This window comes from Alteromonas hispanica (assembly GCF_010500915.1).
GTDB classification, from domain to species: domain Bacteria; phylum Pseudomonadota; class Gammaproteobacteria; order Enterobacterales; family Alteromonadaceae; genus Alteromonas; species Alteromonas hispanica.
Genome location: NZ_JAAAWP010000015.1, coordinates 37,796 through 55,981, shown reverse-complemented (window position 1 = coordinate 55,981; position 18,186 = coordinate 37,796). Strand labels below are relative to the sequence as shown.

Below are 18,186 nucleotides of genomic sequence, written 5' to 3'. Positions count from 1 at the left end.
CCTAGCTAAGTGTTTTTAACAGAAAAGTGCGCCGTATTGGCGCACTTTTAATGGTTTCACAAAAGTATAATATAACTAGGATACCTCGTATCCTAGTTTATGTCATCAGTGATTAATTCTAGCGTGCAATTCTTGAACTGATGCCACTTTATTGCGATCGTCAGCCGACTTCGCACGTATAGTTGCAAACGCTGCATTCATTGTCGTGGTGTAAGTTACTTTATTAAGTAATGCTTCGCGACGAATGTAGACAGAATCAGTAATTGCTTGGCGACCTTCTGTTGTATTAATTAAATAGGCATACTCGCCATTTTTAATAGCATCAACAATGTTTGGACGACCTTCAGAAAGTTTATTCACCACTGAACTCATAATACCGGCATCATAAAGCGTGGTTGCGGTACCGCGTGTCGCTTCTATGCTAAACCCAGCCTCAACCAATGCTTTTGCAAGTTCAATAATTTTGTTTTTATCTGTATCACGAACAGAGATTAGTGCTTTACCGCTTTTAGGCAGTGGCGCACCAGCACCTAGGTTGGCTTTAGCGTACGCTTCTTCAAACGTGTCGCCCACACCCATTACCTCACCCGTAGAGCGCATTTCTGGCCCTAATAGTGGATCAACACCTTGGAACTTAGCGAAAGGAAGCACCACTTCTTTTACTGAGAAGAACGGCGGGATAATTTCCTTAGTCACTCCCTGCTCTTCCAAACTAACCCCTGCCATAGCGCGAGCCGCAACTTTCGCTAGTGGCACACCCGTAGCCTTTGAGACGAAAGGCACTGTACGTGCGGCACGTGGGTTAACTTCGATAAGATACACTTCACCATCTTTAATGGCGAACTGAGTATTCATTAACCCTACAACACCAAGTTCTAGCGCCATGGCTTTAACTTGCTCACGCATTGTGTCTTGAATATCTGCAGAAAGCGAGTGTGGCGGAAGTGAACATGCAGAGTCACCTGAGTGAACACCGGCCTGCTCGATATGCTCCATGATACCGCCGATCACAACGTCTTTTCCGTCGCATATTGCGTCAATATCAACTTCTATTGCATCGTCAAGGAAACGGTCTAGCAGCACTGGGGCGTCGTTCGATACCTTTACGGCTTCGTTTAAGTAACGTTTAAGATCTTTAAGATCGTAAACAATTTCCATTGCACGACCGCCGAGTACATAAGAAGGACGCACTACTAGTGGGAAGCCGATTTCTTCAGCCATCGCTAGTGCTTGCTCTACATTGGTAACGGTTGAGTTAGCAGGTTGCTTTAGGTCAAGCTTGTTAACCATTTGCTGAAAACGCTCACGGTCTTCCGCTCTGTCTATTGCGTCAGGCGATGTCCCCATAATTGGTACACCAGCAGCTTCAAGGGCACGCGCTAATTTTAGCGGCGTTTGGCCACCGTATTGCACAATTACGCCTTTCGGCTTTTCTTTATCAACAATTTCCAACACGTCTTCAAGGGTTACCGGCTCGAAATAAAGTCGATCTGATGTGTCGTAATCGGTTGAGACCGTTTCGGGGTTACAGTTAACCATAATGGTTTCGTAACCGTCTTCACGCATAGATAAAGCTGCGTGTACACAGCAGTAATCGAACTCAATACCCTGTCCAATTCGGTTAGGACCGCCACCAATAACCATGATTTTTTCACGGTCTGTTGGCGCAGCTTCACACTCTTCATCGTAAGTTGAATACATGTAGGCGGTGCTGGTTGAGAATTCAGCGGCACAGGTATCTACACGTTTGTACACCGGCGAAATACCAAAGCCTCTGCGTGCCTCACGAACGTCACTTTCTGCAACCTTGGTAAGTTCAGCAAGTCGAGAATCAGAGAAACCTTTGCGTTTAAGTAAGCGCATTAGGTCAGCATCGATTCCAGGAAGTCCTAGTTCAGCAACTTTTGCTTCGTCTTTAATCAGGTCTTCTAATTGCACCAAGTACCAGCGATCGATGTTTGTAAGGTCAAACACTTCATCTACGCTCATGCCCATGCGGAATGCATCACCAATGTACCAGATTCGCTCGGCACCAGGCTGGCGTAGCTCGTAAATCACCTTATTGCGCGACTCTGGATCTTCAAGGTCCACCATAGAGTTAAGGCCGTTGGCGCCTACTTCCAAACCACGAAGGGCTTTTTGTAGAGATTCTTGCTGATTACGCCCGATCGCCATCACTTCGCCTACAGACTTCATTTGCGTAGTTAAACGGTCGTTGGCACCGGCAAATTTTTCGAAGTTAAAGCGAGGAATTTTAGTGACTACATAATCGATTGACGGCTCGAATGACGCAGGCGTTAAACCACCTGTGATGTCGTTGGCCAGCTCATCTAGGGTATAACCTACTGCTAGTTTCGCCGCTACTTTAGCGATAGGGAAACCTGTTGCTTTAGAGGCTAACGCCGAAGAGCGAGAAACTCGAGGGTTCATTTCGATGATTACCATACGCCCAGTTTTGGGGTCTACACCAAACTGAACGTTTGAACCACCCGTCTCAACACCAATTTCACGAAGTACAGCCATGGCTGCATTTCGCATAATTTGAAATTCTTTGTCGGTGAGTGTCTGTGCCGGCGCTACGGTAATTGAATCGCCGGTGTGAACGCCCATAGGGTCGAAGTTTTCAATGGTACATACAATAATGCAGTTATCTGCTTTATCGCGAACCACTTCCATTTCGTACTCTTTCCAACCAAGTAACGATTCATCGATTAGAAGCTCGTTTGTTGGCGAAAGGTCGAGGCCTCGAGTACAAATTTCGTTGAATTCATCAATGTTGTAGGCAATACCGCCGCCTGTTCCGCCCATTGTAAACGATGGACGAATGATGCATGGAAAGCCGATACGGCTTAGCACATCGTGTGCTTCATCCATGGTGTGAGCAATTTCTGCGCGAGGACACTCAAGACCAATGTTTTTCATTGCCGTGTCGAAACGCTCGCGGTTTTCTGCTTTGTCAATAGCGTCTGCAGTTGCGCCAATAAGCTCGCAACCAAACTCTTTAAGCACACCGTGCTTGTCTAGTTCTAGCGCGCAGTTCAGTGCAGTTTGTCCACCCATGGTTGGCAAAACCGCGTCTGGGCGCTCTTTTTCAATAATTTTGCGAACGACTTCCCAGTGAATAGGCTCAATGTAGGTAGCATCGGCCATTTCTGGGTCGGTCATTATGGTTGCTGGATTAGAGTTAACCAGAATAACGCGGTATCCCTCTTCCCGCAGTGCTTTACACGCTTGAGCGCCTGAATAATCAAATTCGCAGGCCTGGCCAATAACAATAGGGCCAGCACCTATAATAAGAATACTTTTTATGTCGGTACGTTTTGGCATGTCGGCTAGTTCCTACTGCTTGTGTTGTTCAATAAGTTCAATGAAGTGGTCGAATAACGGCGCAGCTTCGTGAGGACCTGGGCTCGCTTCAGGGTGCCCCTGAAAACTAAACGCGGGCTTATCGGTACGATGAATACCCTGCAACGACTTATCGAACAATGAAACGTGCGTAACTTCTAGGTTATCTGGCAGACTAGATTCATCAACCGCAAAACCGTGGTTTTGACTGGTTATCATTACCACGTTACGTTTTAGGTCTTTTACTGGGTGGTTTGCACCGTGATGACCAAACTTCATTTTAGCGGTAGTCGCGCCACTCGCTAACGCAAGCAACTGATGTCCTAAACAAATACCGAATACCGGCGTGCCTGTTTCAACAATAGTTTTAATAGCTTCGATGGCGTAATCGCACGGCTCTGGATCGCCAGGTCCGTTTGATAAAAATACACCGTCTGGATTCATGGCAAGTACATCATCCGCTGTCGTTTGAGCAGGTACCAAGGTTATTTTGCAACCGCGGTCAGCAAGCATGCGAAGAATATTATGCTTAACGCCATAGTCGTAGGCCACAACGTGATATTTACTTTCACTTGGCGTTACGTAGCCTTTGCCAAGTTCCCAGCTTCCTTCTGTCCAAGTTTTCGGCTCCGTGATACTGACCACTTTGGCCAGATCCATCCCTTTAAGCCCAGGAAATGCTTTCGCTTGCTCTAAAGCACTAGACTCGTCTAATTCATCAGTGCAAATGATACATCCATTTTGCGCGCCTTTATCTCGAAGTATGCGAGTGAGACGGCGAGTATCAATATCTGCAATACCTACAACGCCTTTCGCTTTGAGGTATTCAGACAAGGATTGCTGTTGACGAAAGTTACTGGCAACAAGTGGTAAATCACGAATGATAAGGCCTTTAGACCAGATTTTGTCTGCTTCGACGTCTTCTGAGTTAGTGCCGGTGTTGCCAATGTGTGGATAGGTAAGGGTGATGATTTGTTCAGCGTAAGATGGGTCGGTAAGAATTTCTTGGTAGCCTGTCATGGAAGTATTGAAAACTACTTCTCCAACAGAACAGCCAGCGGCACCAATAGCAGTACCTTTAAAAACAGAACCGTCCTCTAACACCAAAAGGGCAGAATGAGCCAAGTCAACCTCCAGATTAAGGATAACTATGTGTTTGTGCAGTTTTTTGCACAAACCCCACAAAAAACGGGAGGTAATGATAACAATACTTCCCGTTTCACGATCTTTGCAGCTAATAAAACCGCGCTCTACAGACGTTTTATTAGCTAAGAATACGAAATTCTGGCAAATTCCGGCGAGTATACATTACTCACCGAAAATGTCTAATTTATTTGTAATAATTTAATAAAATAAACCTTATAACACCTTTTTTACACTAAACCATCGAAAGTAGTGCTTAGTGCTCAAATATAGTGCAACTGTAGTACAATAAGGGCAAGCGGTGTTATTGCTATAAATTTACTGTTATTGCATTTTCGTGCGCATAGTCCATGCAAAACAGACAGTTACGCACGTCACTCGCCGATTTCATTCAAGCTTTTATAGTTTCAGATTTAGTACGTCTGACATGGAGTATAGTCCAGGTTTCTGACCGCACAACCATTTGGCCGCATGAACGGCTCCTTTGGCAAAAGTTAGCCTACTCGACGCCTTGTGCGTAATTTCGAGTCGCTCGCCTATGTCAGCAAAAAGCGCAGTGTGTTCTCCCACAATATCTCCCGCTCTGACAGTGGCGAAGCCAATGGTACCCTGATCTCGCTCAGGCTCTTTACCTTCTCGGCCGTATACAGCACAGGTACTTAAGTCTCTTCCTAACTCTTCAGCAATTGCTTCACCAATAGCCATAGCAGTGCCAGACGGGGCATCTTGCTTGAACCTGTGATGTGCCTCTGTAATCTCGATATCGGCGGTTTCGCCAAGAACACTGGCAGCTTGTTTTACTAGTGAAAGCATAAGGTTCACGCCTACACTGTAGTTGGCAGCAAAAACAATTGGAATTTGTTTCGCGGCCTCATCAAGAGCATTGAGCTGCTGTTTATTCAACCCCGTTGTGCCAATGACAACAGGCGTTTTATTATCTACACACCAAGCCAGATTTGTCTCTATGATAGATGGCAGGGTGAAGTCAATCATGACATCTGCGTCGCTGCCGGTTAATGAAGAAAAGCCAGAACAATTAATAGGTTTTTTACCTATGCCTGCCAACTCTCCCACGTTCATTCCCACCCATGGAGAATCATCTCTTACTGTTGCAACGCTAAGCTCAGCATCTTCGTTTAAGTCGAGAGCCTCTATTAACACTCTACCCATTCGCCCGTTAGCGCCAAATAATCCAACTTTCATGGTCAATCTTATTCATCAATATTCAACTTGCCCACATTTTGCCAAATGCACTCGCTAATGCAATGTGATTATGAGAATAATTATGCTGACTATTAAGGCGTGTTGATTAAAGAAGTGAGTTTAAGGCAAGCATTCGCCATTGCGTTCAGTGGTTAAATTAAACGTTTCTTCAAACTAATTATCCTTTTCTCATATTTAACCATGACGTTTGCTTAAAAATTTGCATATCATAGACGTTTATCTAGCACGATAGACAGGCGACACCAAGAGAGTGTTGATGCATGCTTCTCCCTCATCGAATAAAGATTCAAAGAAAACATACATTATGAAAAAAAAGCTTATTTGGGATTTACCTACTCGCCTTTTTCACTGGCTGCTGGTTGCCAGTATTCTTGGGCAATATGTCACCGCTGAATTGCTTGATGATGCTGTTCAGTGGCATTTTTACATAGGGTACTTCACGTTAGGGCTTATTGTGTTCAGAGTACTTTGGGGTATTTGGGGGCCTAAGTACGCCAAGTTTAGCGGGTTCGTTAAAGGTCCTGTGGCAGTATTGGAGTATGCAAAAAGCCTGTTTGATAGAGATAGCCTGCCATCGGTGGGGCACAATCCGTTGGGAGGCTGGTTTGTAGTAATCATGATAACACTGGTGCTCATTCAGGCCATTTCAGGGCTATTTATGACCGACGATATTTTTCTGGACGGTCCTCTCAGAGGGATGGCAGATAGCGATATATTGGAGATAATGAGTAGTTTGCATCACCTGGCATTTGATACGCTTATTTATGTTGTTGCATTACATATTGGCGCAAGTGTTTTTTACACGGTTTTCAAGAGACAGAAATTAATCCCGCCTATGATTAACGGCAATAAAATGATGCCCGAAGACGAGGAGCAGTACTATGGCGAGCCGCAAGGCATTGAGCACTCAAAATTAGCCAGAGCCATAGTAATTGCAATCCTTTCTGCGGCTATCGTTTACGTGGTGGTAGAGGTCATTCCTCCAGAGCCCTCGGTAGGCCAGTATTATTACTAGTTACTGATACCAATCCGCATATTACGTTAATTTTTTGTCCGAGCTTTAATAATTTGGCACCTAGGTGCCAAATTGCAGCTAAACGTTAACTGCTTCTACCAACCCTTTGTCTCGCATTAATGCGGCTATTTCGTCAACACTGCTTGGATCATCAATGGTAGAGGGCACTGAAATTGGCTCGTCTGCCGCAATCTGTCGCAGTAGTTTACGAAGAATTTTGCCCGACCTGGTTTTTGGCAAACGCTTAACAACAATAGCGCGCTTAAAACAGGCTACTGGGCCAATACTCTGCCTAACTTGGGCAACGAGTTCTTTTTCCAGTTCCGACTCTTCAATATTGGCTCCATCTTTCAAAAGCACTAAACCAACAGGAAGTTGACCTTTTAGGGCGTCGTTAATGCCAATAACGCTGCACTCTGCGATAGCGGGATGAGCAGCAAGCACCTCTTCCATTTCACCTGTGGACAATCGATGCCCTGCCACATTAATAACGTCGTCGGTGCGACCCATAATAAATACGTAGCCCTCATCATCAATATAGCCGTTGTCTCCCGTGCTGTAATAGCCCTCAAACTCTCTCAGATAACCGTTGACCAAGCGAGAGTGGTCTTGCCAAATTGTCGACAAGCAGCCTGGAGGTAGAGGTAACTGTATAGCAATAGAGCCTTTTTCACCCGGCTCAGCTTCGGTGTCTGGTCCCTTAAGCACCTTAACATTGAACCCTGGAGTGGGAACACTAGACGAGCCTGGCTTAGTTGCCATAGACTCAATACCCATAGGATTTGAGCAAATTGGCCAACCTGTTTCGGTTTGCCACCAGTGGTCTACTACGGGCTTATTTGTTTTCTCTAGAGTCCAATAATACGTAGGTGGATCTAACCGCTCTCCCGCCATAAATATTGTTCGCAAGCTAGACAAGTCGTACTGCTTTATAAATTCGCCCTCGGGGTCTTCTTTACGTATGGCTCGAAAAGCAGTAGGCGCGGCAAATAAGATATTGATGCTATGGCGCTCTATCATTCGCCAAAATGCCCCTGCGTCTGGTGTGCCCACAGGTTTGCCTTCATACATCACTGATGTTGCGCCTTTTATCAGTGGACCGTACACAATATAAGAGTGCCCTACTACCCAACCAACATCTGAAGCCGCCCAAAATATATCGTTTTTATCAATTCCATACAGTGCACCCATAGAATAATGAAGCGCTACTGCATGGCCGCCATTGTCTCTTACCACGCCCTTCGGCTTGCCCGTTGTGCCTGAGGTATAAAGAATATAGAGCGGATCAGTAGCGTCTACTTTAACTGCACTAACCGGAGAGCTGTTTTCCATTAAAGAATGCCAGTCGTGATCAAAAGAAGAATCGAGCTCGGCATGCAGCTGTGGCCGTTGAAAAACAACACAGCCATTAGGTTTATGTGACGCGTTCTCAATAGCCTTGTCAACCAATGGCTTGTAAGGAATTTGCTTGGCCCCCTCAATACCGCAAGATGCGGTAATAATAAACGATGGAGTAGCATCATCAATCCGCACTGCCAATTCATTAGCTGCAAAACCGCCGAATACAACAGAATGGATAGCACCTAATCGAGCACAGGCAAGCATGGCAATTGCAGCCTGTGGGATCATAGGCATATAGATAATAACGCGGTCGCCTTTCGATACACCTAAGCCTTGAAGTGCACCCGCAAAAGTAGCAACTTCATTGAGCAATTCATTATAGGTATAGGTTCGCGTTGTATTCGTTACTGGAGAGTCGTATATAAGCGCAGCTTTTTCCCCGCGGCCCGCATTAACATGATGGTCAAGCGCGAGGTAACTGGTATTAAGCTGTCCGCCTTTAAACCACGATTGATAACCGTTCTCGGCGCTAGATATCGCTGTTTCAGGTGCTGAAAACCATTCAATGTTATGGGCTTTATCTAGCCAAAATTGTTCTGGAGAGGTTGTAGAGGCAATATATTCTTGTTTGTAGTTCATAACCAAATCCGTTGTAGAGTTCATGACAACACTACTTCAGTATGACTGTGGATGCTTATAAGACTTCAGGCTTATGCCTAATAAGCATTTGTTTTACTTACTAAAATAATAAAGCTTAAAATAAAAAGGTTAGCAGAAAAAACTGCTAACCTTAATTGTGCTTTCACTTTGCAACAAAACAAGGTTACTTAGTCTTTTTTGTAATCGTCGTGACATGATTTACAACTAGCGCCAATTTTTCCTATAGCGCCGCGATAAGCGCTCTTATCACCAGCGTCTAGTGCCGCTTGAAGTCCCTGTGCAGCAGTTTTAAGCGCAGCAACTTTAGTTTCAACGTCTGAAAAATTTTCCCAAATAGCGTCTTTTGCGCCAGTTTCAACATTGTATTCTCGCGTGTCTACTGAAAGGTAATCGCCCATCATAGTTGCAAGCTGTTCTAGTCTGACAGCATTTGTTTGCATCACCGATTCGTCGAAGGGTAAAGCGCCTTTTGCCATCCCGCCCAGTGGCCCCATGTTACTTCTTACTAACTGAAAAACAGATTGGCGATACTTGGTTGCCGCCTTTGCGTGTTTTTCAGACATTGCAGGCTTAACCTCTGCGGCTACTGCCTGGTTCAAGATTGCGACGTTTGAAAGTGCCACGCCAACTGCTGCCGCAATAATAGCTTTATTGATAAGTTTCATGCCTGTTCCCTTTTTAACACCGTGTGTTTTTTATTCATTAATGTGTCTTAGATAAATACGATTGCTTTTTGCGTAAGCCTGATTTTATCGTGACGAAGAGAACAATAAATCGCAAGCATTAATTGACAAAAAATAGTTAGAGCCAGACAAAGGTAAGAAAAAATGGATATTTTTAAAGGAGAGATAAAAAAGGCGAGGCCCCTAAACGGGGCCTCTAGTGCGGCGTAGCGCCGCTACCATGTTGAAACGTATTATCACATGGCGTGATGTTGCTGATTTAATCGGTTTTTATATACGACCGTTTAACTCAGCAGAAATTGGAGAGTCTTGAAGACCTTGTTCCGCTACCCATGCTTGCAGCGTTTTGCCATCGGATTCTGGCTCTTGTAAATCTTTACTCGGCATTTTTTTAACTAGCAGAGTACCTACTTCAACAGCGTTGTTTAATAAAGCCGTGCGAATTAGGCTTTGTCCGTCGCAAGAAATACCGGAATAATAGTCGCGAAGTTTTAAGCGATAGTCAGATTGCACGCTACGCATTTTTTTACGTAACTCACCTTTGTCGTCAGCTTGAACGATAGTGCAAATGTTAGCTAGTGCATCGCTGATGCCATCGGCCTGTGCAGCGTTTGAAAAAGCAAGCGAAGACGCTGCTATTACTAATGAGGTTTTAACTATTTTCAACATGGTTAAAATTCCTGTGGTTTAAGTTAGTGCGTAAGTGCATGTCGCTTATTAAACGCTATCTAACTAAAAACAAAAACATGTTGAACAATAATAAAGTATGTATGTGTATACGTATTTTTTTTGGGGGGGTAAGTGAAAGCTAACGGGTGTTAAAAATGCCAGTTAAATACTTTAACTGGCATTGAATCAAACGCGTTAAACGTTGTTTTTAACGAAGAAACTTTGCTTAGCGCTTTATCCCTTCACCAATTAATTCTTAAGTGAATTAGTTAGTTAAGTCGTCGAAAAACTTTTTAACGCCGTCAAAGAAGCCTTGTGCTTTAGGGCTATGCTTACTCGATGCTTTGCCCATAGACTCTTCAAGTTCACGTAGCAGCTCTTTTTGTTTAGACGACAAGTTCACTGGCGTTTCTACAACCACTTTACACATAAGGTCGCCAATTGCGCCGGTTCGAACCGACTTCACGCCCTTACCGCGTAACCGGAACATACGGCCAGTTTGCGTTTCTGCGCTTATCTTCAACTTCACTTTACCGTCTAGAGTCGGTACTTCTAACTCGCCGCCAAGCGCTGCTGTGGTAAAGCTAAGCGGTACTTCACAGTAAAGATTATTACCATCGCGCTGGAATATCTCGTGGTCGCGAATATGGACTTGCACATACAAGTCGCCTGCCGGAGCACCGTTCTCTCCAGCTTCGCCCTCTCCCGATAAGCGAATTCTATCACCAGTATCTACACCAGCTGGTATTTTAACGTTGAGAGTTTTGGTTTTCTCTTTACGGCCATGTCCGTGACAGCTGTTACACGGATCTTCAATGATCTTGCCTTTACCCGAACAGGTAGGACAGGTTTGCTGAACCGCGAAGAAACCTTGACGCATTTGCACTTGGCCGTTGCCGTGACACGTTGGACACGTCTTAGGAGAAGACCCACTTTTTGCGCCAGAGCCGTCACACACCTCACATTCGGCAAGCGCCGGAACGCGAATATCAACACTCTTACCACGCACAGCTTCTTCAAGTGAAAGCTCTAGGTTATAGCGTAAATCCGAACCTTGACGGGCTCGAGATTGACGACCGCCACGACCGCCGCCACCAAAAATATCACCAAATACATCGCCAAAGATGTCGCCGAAATCTGCACCACCACCGTAGCCACCGCCACCGCGATTTGGATCGACGCCTGCGTGACCATACTGATCATAAGCCGCACGCTTTTGTGAATCTGACAGAATTTCGTAAGCTTCTTGGATTTCTTTAAACTTAACTTCTAAATCTTTATCACCTTGTGTGCGATCTGGGTGATATTTCATCGCTAGCTTTTTATACGCTTTTTTGATTTCGCGATCGCCAGCGCTTTTATCAACACCAAGCACCTCGTAGTAGTCACGTTTCGACATATCGTTTACTTACCCTACTTATTGTCAACAGGGGGATTGCCCAGCCTATTGAATCTACATCTGACTGTTGTGAAAATCACCTGCGCGAGTTAAGAAAAGCGGCAAGTCATTTACACAACAAAGGCGCAGCAAGATAATCCTGATGCGCCTGAACTGTTAAACAGCCCGGCGCACCGGGCTAATTACTACAGCTTACTTTTTGTCTTCGTCTTTCACTTCTTCGAACTCAGCGTCGACTACATCATCGTCAGCTTTACCAGAAGCTTGCTGCTCAGCACCTTCTGCACCGCCAGCTGCCGCACCTTGCTGAGCCTGCGCCGCTTCCATTAGCTTGCTAGACGCCTGAATAAGCTCTTGCGTTTTCGCTTCAATTTCAGCTTTATCTTCGCCTTTAACTGCAGTTTCAAGTGCTGAAAGTGCTTCTTCGATTGGCGCTTTGTCTTCTGCACTTAGTGCATCGCCAACTTCTTCAAGCTGTTTACGTGTGGCGTGAACCATACCATCAGCTTGGTTACGCGCTTGAATCAGTTCTTCAAACTTCTTATCAGCTTCTTTGTTCGCTTCCGCGTCAGCTACCATTTTTTCTACTTCTTCATCGCTTAGGCCTGAAGAAGCTTTGATAGTGATCTTCTGCTCTTTACCTGTGTCTTTATCTTTCGCAGACACGTGTAGGATACCGTCAGCATCTAGGTCGAAGGTTACTTCGATTTGCGGCACACCGCGCGCTGCTGGGCGAATACCTTCAAGGTTAAACTGACCAAGAGACTTGTTGCCGCTTGACTGCTTACGCTCACCTTGTAGTACGTGTACAGTTACCGCAGACTGATTATCTTCCGCTGTCGAGAACGTTTGCGACTTCTTCGTTGGAATAGTCGTGTTCTTCTCGATTAGCGCAGTCATTACGCCACCCATTGTCTCAATACCTAGAGACAGAGGCGTAACGTCTAGCAGTAGTACGTCTTTAACGTCACCAGAAAGTACTCCACCTTGAATTGCCGCGCCTACTGCAACAGCTTCATCTGGGTTAACATCTTTACGTGGCTCTTTGCCAAAGAATTCAGTTACATACTTCTGCACTAGCGGCATACGCGTTTGACCACCAACAAGGATGATGTCGTTGATGTCGCCAACAGATAGGTCTGAATCAGCTAGTGCTTGCTTAAGTGGCTCTAGTGAGTTCTTAACAAGTTCTTCTACCAGTGACTCAAGCTTAGCGCGCGTAAGTTTAATCGCTAAGTGCTTAGGACCTGAACCATCTGCTGTGATGTACGGCAAGTTAACTTCTGTCTGCTGTGAAGAAGAAAGTTCGATTTTCGCTTTTTCACCCGCTTCTTTAAGACGCTGCATAGCTAGCGGATCTTTACGAAGGTCGATGCCTTGGTCTTTCTTGAATTCTTCAACGAGGTAGTTGATAACACGGTTATCGAAATCTTCACCACCAAGGTGTGTGTCACCGTTAGTCGCTAGTACTTCAAACGTGTGCTCACCGTCTACTTCGTCGATTTCGATGATTGAGATATCGAATGTACCACCACCTAAATCGTATACTGCAACAACATTATCGCCTTGCTTTTTGTCCATGCCATAAGCAAGAGCAGCAGCAGTTGGCTCGTTGATGATACGCTTAACTTCAAGACCTGCGATACGACCGGCGTCTTTCGTTGCCTGACGCTGAGAGTCGTTAAAGTAAGCAGGAACAGTGATAACTGCGCCAGTTACTTCTTCGCCAAGATAATCTTCAGCGGTCTTTTTCATTTTCTTAAGTACTTCAGCAGAAACCTGCGGAGGCGCCATCTTCTCACCTTTCGCTTCTACCCATGCATCACCGTTATCAGCACCTACAATTTTGAAAGGCATGATGTCGATGTCACGCTGTACTTCTTTATCTTGGAAGCGACGACCGATTAAACGCTTGATTGCGAATAATGTGTTTTCTGGGTTAGTGACCGCCTGACGCTTTGCAGACTGACCTACCAATGTTTCACCATCGTTTGTGTAAGCGATGATTGAAGGTGTTGTACGATCGCCTTCCGCGTTTTCAATTACGCGTGGTTTGTCGCCGTCTAGAACTGCGACACATGAATTAGTTGTACCTAAATCGATACCTATGATTCTACCCATTTTCGTGTCTCCGAAAAGTTTCTTAATTCTGTAAAAATAGTGGGGTTATTCCCGCTCTTTTCAATAGTTGCCAGTAAAAAAACTGACTTTTTGTGTCTTTTATCGCAATACTTGGCTTACGCTTGCGTATCAACACCACCGCTTGGTGCGCGCGATACCATTACCATGGCAGGGCGAAGCAAACGGCCGTTAATTTGATAACCTTTTTGCATAACCGCCATAACTGTATTTGGCTCGTGGTCTGCACTTTCTTGCATCGACATCGCCTGATGCAAATCAGGGTTAAAGGTTTCGCCCTGCGGATCTATAGGGGTTAATCCAAATTTCTCAATAGTGCTGATAAAAGTTTTGTGCGTCATTTCTACGCCTTCAAGCAAAGGCTTTACAGCCTCACTGTCGCTGTCAGACAATTCAATGGCGCGTTCTAAGTTATCAATTACTGGTAAAAGCTCACCGGCAAAGCGTTCAAGAGCAAACTTACGTGCCTTTTCCACTTCACCCTCTGCGCGACGACGTGCATTGTCGGCGTCAGCTCTGGCGCGAAGTACGCTGTCTTGTTGCTCTTTAACCGTAGCTTGGGCTTCAGATAAAGCAGTCTCTAGCTCATAAATACGCTGACAAGCTTCATCTAGAGGTGCATCAGAACCTTCTACTTCTTGGCCTTCAACTTCCACTTCTTCTGTTGCTTGCACTGTTTCATCAACTGCGTTTTCTTTATCTGCCTGCACGTCGCGATTTTCGCTCATGCCTACCTCCAAACTTTTTTAAATTAGGCAACACCCTACTTAAAGGGAATAACTGTGTTGCGCTTATTTATGGGGCTAGTTTCTAAGCGATCAAGGGTAACCACACAAAATTTGTGGTTTGATTTAAATTTTTTTTCAAAAATAATTTTGACCTAACGCAATCGCTTACCATCTTGTGAAAATCACTGCTTCATGTTGTGAAAATCGTGTTAACGTAAGTGCGTGTATTTCATGAGGATCATTGATGCTGAGTATCTGGTCGGTTGGCAGTATTGTTGCTGTTTATCTCTTCATTTTATTCGCGATTGGCTTTTGGGGAGAAAGATATCTAAAAGATAATCGCCAGCACCCAATTTTATATAGCTTGGGATTGGGCGTGCACTGTACGTCTTGGGCTTTTTTCGGCACCACCTCGCAAGCCGCTGAGTATGGATGGGCTATCGTTCCTACCTATATGGGTATTATCCTTACTATGGTATTTGCATTTCCTGTGGTATTGCATATAAGCCGTCTTTGCCAGCAACATAATATTACCTCGCTTGCCGATCTGATTGGCATGAAGTACAAACATTCTCACCTTGTGGCAGCATTCGTTACCGTGCTTTGCTTTGTTGGTGTTATTCCCTATATCGCCTTGCAACTCGACGCAATTACCAAAAGCATTACTCTTATTACCCCAAATACATCAGAAACCAGCCAAAGCGTAAGCATGTATGTGGCGTTATTAATGGCGATATTCGCGATTATTTTTGGTACCCGAACACTCAACCTCACTGACAAGCACCCGGGCTTGTTAATGACTATTGCCTTTGAGTCGGTGTTTAAACTTGTCGCGCTGTGGTCTGTTGGCATTTTTGTCTGCTTTTTTATGTTCGATGGGGTGCTAGACCTTATTTCTAAAGCCTCTCAACATGAGCAAGCGCGAGAACTGATTTACGCCAATAGCGCCCCTCTTGTTTACGTTACTCATGTATTACTTGGTGTGTGCTCTATGTTTGTTTTGCCACGACAGTTTCATATGAACTTTGTTGAACTGAATGGAGAAGGCGAACTTCGCACCGCTAGGTGGTTTTTCCCGGTTTACTTATTGGGCATGACAGTATTTCTTATCCCTCTGGCGTTGGCAGGAAAGATGTTGCTGCCACCGTCGGTTAACTCAGATACTTATGTACTGGCCCTCCCCCTTTTTGCCGAAAACACCGCGCTTTCTATCATTGCTTTTTTAGGTGGATTGTCGGCAACCACCAGTATGGTTATCGTCGCCACGCTGGCCCTGGGCATTATGATTGCCAACAACTTAGTGACACCGCTGTGGATAAAAGCGCGTTTAAGAACAGAGCCCAACCATACCCTTGAAACAACAAAGGTACTCGCCATACGCCGATTAACGGTATTGGTAGTTCTTTCAGTAGCGCTTTGGTATCACCTCAATGTGAGTCAAGCTGCTCCTCTTGTAAAAAGTGGCGTTATTGCTATTGCGCTTTTAGGGCAGTGCTTGCCGGTGCTCATGTTTGGGCTTTACTGGGAAAAGCGTTCAAAAGCCGCTGCGTTGGCGGGGCTCTTTTCGGGCTTTCTGTGTTGGTGCGCACTGCTGTTATACCCAAGCGTGATGTCGAGCTATTACTTTAATGCGCCGCCTACCGATGCCCAGCTTGGCATTGGCTTTCTGATATCTCTTATCACCAATGCCGCCATTTATATGTTGGTATCATTTATTAGTTTTTTTGGAGATAAAAAGAGCGTTGTCGACAGCAACATAGATTTAGCCACATCTACCCCATACCTGACCATACGAGTAGGCGACTTAGTGTCGTTAACCCAGCGTGTTTTAGACTCGCAAACCCATAACACTTTGGTTAATCAACTCTCTGTTGACGTATCTCATCCTCAGGTAAATGGGTTAGCAAGCCATTCGCTTTTACAACGAGTAGAAAAACTTCTTGCCGCTCAGGTTGGAGGACCAAGTGCTAGAATTCTGCTGGGCGCCATTGCTGATAAGGGCACAGACTCATTGCCCGAGTTGGTAGATTGGGTGGAAGAAGCATCGCAGTCGTTCCAGTTCAATCACGAAGTTTTACAGTCGTCTGTACAAAACATAGAGCAAGGAATAAGCGTTCTCGATGAAAAGCTTCAGTTATTGGCATGGAACGAGCGCTATATTGAGCTTTTCCGTTATCCGCGCGGATTTTTAAAAGTAGGAATGCCAATAATCGATATCTTGAAGTACAACGCCAAGCGTGGGCTGTTTGGCAACACTGACGGCAGCACTGGTCGTTTTGGTAATGAAATCAGTGGCGACAAGCAAATTAATATCAATAATGACATCGATAGCGAAATTGAAAAACGCATTCAATATATGCTTGAGGGGAGTCGCCATAAGTACATTAGAAAGCAGCATGACGGCAAGGTAATAGAATTAAACGGCGCGCCACTACCCGGTGGAGGATACGTTACCACTTACAGTGATATTACCGAATATATTGCGATCCAAAGCGCTTTGGAAAAATCGAAGTCTGAGTTAGAGCAACGGGTAGAACGCCGTACACAGGAGTTGCAAGACGCCAAACAACAAGCCGACGCAGCAAACGAGAGTAAAACCAAATTTCTTGCTGCTGCGGGACACGACCTTATGCAGCCTTTTAACGCTGCCACACTATTTGCCTCTATGCTGCAGAAAAAAACCAAAAACAGTGAGTTGTCTGGGCTTTCTGAAGGGGTTGTTGACTCGTTAAATAATGCTCAAAGTCTGTTGTCGATGTTGTTAGATATGACGAAGCTTGATTCTGGCGTTTTAAAGCCAAATAAGGTCACTTTTGCCATCGACGATGTTTTAGCTTCACTGTGCAAAGAGTTTAGCCTTATCGCAAAAGAAAGAGGTATAACCCTCACGTACGTGAAAACAAGTTGCTGGACATACAGCGACAAACACCTGTTTAGACGTGTTGTGCAAAACTTGCTTTCTAATGCCATTCGTTACACTCAAACAGGCTCGGTTTTAGTTGGTGTGAGAAGAAAACAAGAGCTGCCGGTATCACCATTATCTCAAGGTTCATTCTCGGGCGTATCGACTTCTAATGCTGATTGTGGACAGTCACTTATTACAGAGGCTAATTCTGGACAGTCACTTGCTACAAACTGTAGACAGTCACTCAATGTTTGCGTTTACGATACCGGCCCAGGTATTCCGCGGCACCAACAAGAAGAAATTTTTAGCGAATTCCACCAGCTAGAACACTCAAGTAACTCTCAGGGAATTGGCTTAGGTCTTACTATTGTAGATAGAATGTGCAAACTGCTTGGCCATACCATTACTTTACAGTCAGAAATTCACAAAGGGAGCTGTTTTGCTATCACCATCCCCAAGTGCAGCGTTACCTATTCAAAAACTGTAGAAGCTCTTAAAGAAGAAACACAGCCACAAAATGAACTCGCCTTTAATAGCAACCAAGCGTCACAGTTTCTTCAAGGTAAACGACTTCTACTTATAGAGAACGACGAACAAGTGACAGTGGCCATGCAGGCCCTGTTGGGCGATTGGGGCGGCGAGGTAATAACAGCTACAAACAAAATCGAAGCTTTAGCAGCCTGTGAAATGAAGCCCGATATTATTATTGCCGACTATCATCTCAACTTTGGAGAGACCGGTACTGACGTATTACACGCCATTGAATCTTTACCTTATGTTGCGCCATTACGCATATTAATTACCGCAAATAGAAGCCCAGAAGTACGAGATATTGCTGCAGACATGGATATTGCCTATTTACCAAAGCCGATAAAACCGAGCGCGTTAAAGCGATTAATAAAGCAAAGAGTCAACTAGCTCACTGATATGGCGGG

The 18,186-nt window shown here is 44.9% G+C and carries 11 protein-coding genes; 2 read left to right on the top strand and 9 right to left on the bottom strand.

Annotated elements, in window-relative coordinates; translation table 11 throughout:
- Positions 1-105 precede the first annotated feature (105 nt).
- From carB to dapB, 3 genes are all read right to left on the bottom strand, one after another.
- Positions 106-3,327, bottom strand: coding sequence for a carbamoyl-phosphate synthase large subunit (gene carB, locus GTW09_RS16720; RefSeq protein ID WP_163112783.1), 3,222 nt, complete (start codon positions 3,325-3,327; stop codon positions 106-108).
- 12 nt (positions 3,328-3,339) lie between these two features.
- Entirely contained in the window at positions 3,340-4,470 is a 1,131-nt protein-coding gene (carA, locus tag GTW09_RS16715; RefSeq protein ID WP_163112782.1) for a glutamine-hydrolyzing carbamoyl-phosphate synthase small subunit, read from the bottom strand.
- 417 nt (positions 4,471-4,887) lie between these two features.
- Entirely contained in the window at positions 4,888-5,691 is an 804-nt protein-coding gene (gene dapB / locus GTW09_RS16710) for a 4-hydroxy-tetrahydrodipicolinate reductase (protein ID WP_163112781.1), read from the bottom strand.
- A gap of 325 nt (positions 5,692-6,016) precedes the next feature.
- On the opposite strand from dapB, the gene GTW09_RS16705 reads away from it, so the two are divergent.
- The gene (locus GTW09_RS16705) at positions 6,017-6,727 is read left to right on the top strand and encodes a cytochrome b/b6 domain-containing protein (protein WP_163112780.1); all 711 of its coding nucleotides are present in this window, start codon (positions 6,017-6,019) and stop codon (positions 6,725-6,727) included.
- Between the two features lie 78 nt (positions 6,728-6,805).
- On the opposite strand, the gene GTW09_RS16700 is transcribed toward GTW09_RS16705, so the two are convergent.
- The 6 genes from GTW09_RS16700 to grpE form a co-directional block, all read right to left on the bottom strand.
- The gene (locus GTW09_RS16700; protein ID WP_163112779.1) at positions 6,806-8,707 is read right to left on the bottom strand and encodes a propionyl-CoA synthetase; all 1,902 of its coding nucleotides are present in this window, start codon (positions 8,705-8,707) and stop codon (positions 6,806-6,808) included.
- A 188-nt stretch (positions 8,708-8,895) separates the two neighbouring features.
- The gene (locus tag GTW09_RS16695) at positions 8,896-9,393 is read right to left on the bottom strand and encodes a c-type cytochrome (protein ID WP_163112778.1); all 498 of its coding nucleotides are present in this window, start codon (positions 9,391-9,393) and stop codon (positions 8,896-8,898) included.
- Positions 9,394-9,681: 288 nt separating this feature from the next.
- Positions 9,682-10,080 (bottom strand): DUF3718 domain-containing protein, encoded by a 399-nt coding sequence (locus tag GTW09_RS16690; RefSeq protein ID WP_163112777.1) that lies wholly within the window; start codon positions 10,078-10,080, stop codon positions 9,682-9,684.
- 265 nt (positions 10,081-10,345) lie between these two features.
- Complete coding sequence (gene dnaJ, locus GTW09_RS16685) at positions 10,346-11,479, bottom strand: molecular chaperone DnaJ (protein ID WP_163112776.1); 1,134 nt, start codon at positions 11,477-11,479, stop codon at positions 10,346-10,348.
- Positions 11,480-11,671: 192 nt separating this feature from the next.
- A complete protein-coding gene (dnaK, locus tag GTW09_RS16680) occupies positions 11,672-13,600 on the bottom strand; it encodes a molecular chaperone DnaK (RefSeq protein ID WP_163112775.1) in 1,929 nt (642 codons plus the stop codon).
- Positions 13,601-13,716: 116 nt separating this feature from the next.
- Entirely contained in the window at positions 13,717-14,346 is a 630-nt protein-coding gene (gene grpE, locus GTW09_RS16675; protein ID WP_163112774.1) for a nucleotide exchange factor GrpE, read from the bottom strand.
- Between the two features lie 244 nt (positions 14,347-14,590).
- Between grpE and GTW09_RS16670 the strand changes: the two genes are divergently transcribed.
- Complete coding sequence (locus GTW09_RS16670) at positions 14,591-18,169, top strand: sodium:solute symporter family transporter (RefSeq protein WP_163112773.1); 3,579 nt, start codon at positions 14,591-14,593, stop codon at positions 18,167-18,169.
- The last annotated feature ends 17 nt before the right edge of the window (positions 18,170-18,186 follow it).

Bases quoted from the DNA above. Each gene is read 5' to 3' on its own strand.
- GTW09_RS16670 (WP_163112773.1), top strand. From the start codon at position 14,591: ATGCTGAGTATCTGGTCGGTTGGCAGTATTGTTGCTGTTTATCTCTTC.
- GTW09_RS16705 (WP_163112780.1), top strand. From the start codon at position 6,017: ATGAAAAAAAAGCTTATTTGGGATTTACCTACTCGCCTTTTTCACTGG.
- GTW09_RS16695 (WP_163112778.1), bottom strand. From the start codon at position 9,393: ATGAAACTTATCAATAAAGCTATTATTGCGGCAGCAGTTGGCGTGGCA.
- grpE (WP_163112774.1), bottom strand. From the start codon at position 14,346: ATGAGCGAAAATCGCGACGTGCAGGCAGATAAAGAAAACGCAGTTGAT.
- dnaK (WP_163112775.1), bottom strand. From the start codon at position 13,600: ATGGGTAGAATCATAGGTATCGATTTAGGTACAACTAATTCATGTGTC.
- carB (WP_163112783.1), bottom strand. From the start codon at position 3,327: ATGCCAAAACGTACCGACATAAAAAGTATTCTTATTATAGGTGCTGGC.
- GTW09_RS16690 (WP_163112777.1), bottom strand. From the start codon at position 10,080: ATGTTGAAAATAGTTAAAACCTCATTAGTAATAGCAGCGTCTTCGCTT.
- GTW09_RS16700 (WP_163112779.1), bottom strand. From the start codon at position 8,707: ATGAACTACAAACAAGAATATATTGCCTCTACAACCTCTCCAGAACAA.
- dnaJ (WP_163112776.1), bottom strand. From the start codon at position 11,479: ATGTCGAAACGTGACTACTACGAGGTGCTTGGTGTTGATAAAAGCGCT.
- dapB (WP_163112781.1), bottom strand. From the start codon at position 5,691: ATGAAAGTTGGATTATTTGGCGCTAACGGGCGAATGGGTAGAGTGTTA.